The following is an 842-nucleotide window of genomic DNA, read 5'->3' as shown; positions in this document are numbered from 1 at the left end:
TGTCCTGGTGCATGGCCAGCACTTCACGCGCCAGGCGCAGCTGGCGCTCGTAGGCCGTCGCCCTGGACGGGCCACGGAACAGGCCCACGTAGGCCACCAGAGGCCGGGATACCTCGCGCGGCAGGTCGGCCAGCAGCGCCATCAGTTCGCGCAGCGCTTCGTCCTCGGCGATGTGCTCCAGGTTGAAGCTGGCGTGGCAGCAGGGGCAGCGGATGTCAGTGTTGGCCATCGTTTAAATCCTGTTTATCGGCCCTTGAACGGCACGACGTTTTCCAGCTCGCGCTGCTCGCGGCCGCTGGCGCGAAACGCCTGCCACAGCACCAGGTGGCCGGGGCAGTAGTGGACGTTCGGGGCGACTTCGTAGGCGTGGCTGTCGCACAGCGGCAGGTCGCAGGTGCGGCCCTCGCCGACCGGGTAGTCGCACAGGTTCGTGCCGACATCGCCGCATTTCTCGGCCGCACAGTGCGGCCCCAGCTTGCCGCACAAGAAAAACTTGTCGCCGTTGGAAGTCAGGCCGGTATAGCAAGGCATCAGTGCGCCTCCCCGGCCAGGTCCGCGATCAGGCGGCGCAGCGTGGGCCGGTGGCGCATCCACCCGACGCGCAGCGTGCGCTGCTCGGCCAGCCCCTCGCGGGTCATGCCCAGGGCCGCCAGGCGCTCGTCCAGCGTCTCCAGCAGGCCGCGCTTTCCCTGCTCGACATGCAGCGCCGCGATGACGCCGCGCAGATCCTCCTGCTTGCGCAGCCAGGCCACGCGCTCGATGCCGGTCTGCTGGCGGGCGATGGTGTCGGCGTAGGACCAGGGCAGCTTCATGTCGGCCAGGTACGCCTCGATCTTCTGCAG

Annotated in this window: 2 protein-coding genes and 1 pseudogene; all 3 read right to left on the bottom strand. The window is 68.8% G+C overall.

Annotated features, from left to right (window positions below):
• Nucleotides 1–229: pseudogene (locus C1I89_RS15050) on the bottom strand (hypothetical protein); the annotation flags it as partial.
• 14 nt (nucleotides 230–243) lie between these two features.
• Nucleotides 244–531 (bottom strand): hypothetical protein, encoded by a 288-nt coding sequence (locus C1I89_RS15045; RefSeq protein ID WP_060833198.1) that lies wholly within the window; start codon nucleotides 529–531, stop codon nucleotides 244–246.
• The coding region (locus tag C1I89_RS15040; protein ID WP_219929586.1) for a phage protein GemA/Gp16 family protein at nucleotides 531–842 on the bottom strand (312 nt) is incomplete at its 5' end. The genes C1I89_RS15045 and C1I89_RS15040, both read right to left, overlap by 1 nt.

The organism is Achromobacter pulmonis (genome assembly GCF_002885955.2).
In the GTDB taxonomy this organism is placed as follows: domain Bacteria; phylum Pseudomonadota; class Gammaproteobacteria; order Burkholderiales; family Burkholderiaceae_B; genus Achromobacter; species Achromobacter pulmonis_A.
Note: the sequence above shows the minus strand (reverse complement) of the source record. Positions and strands in the feature narration are given on the sequence as shown.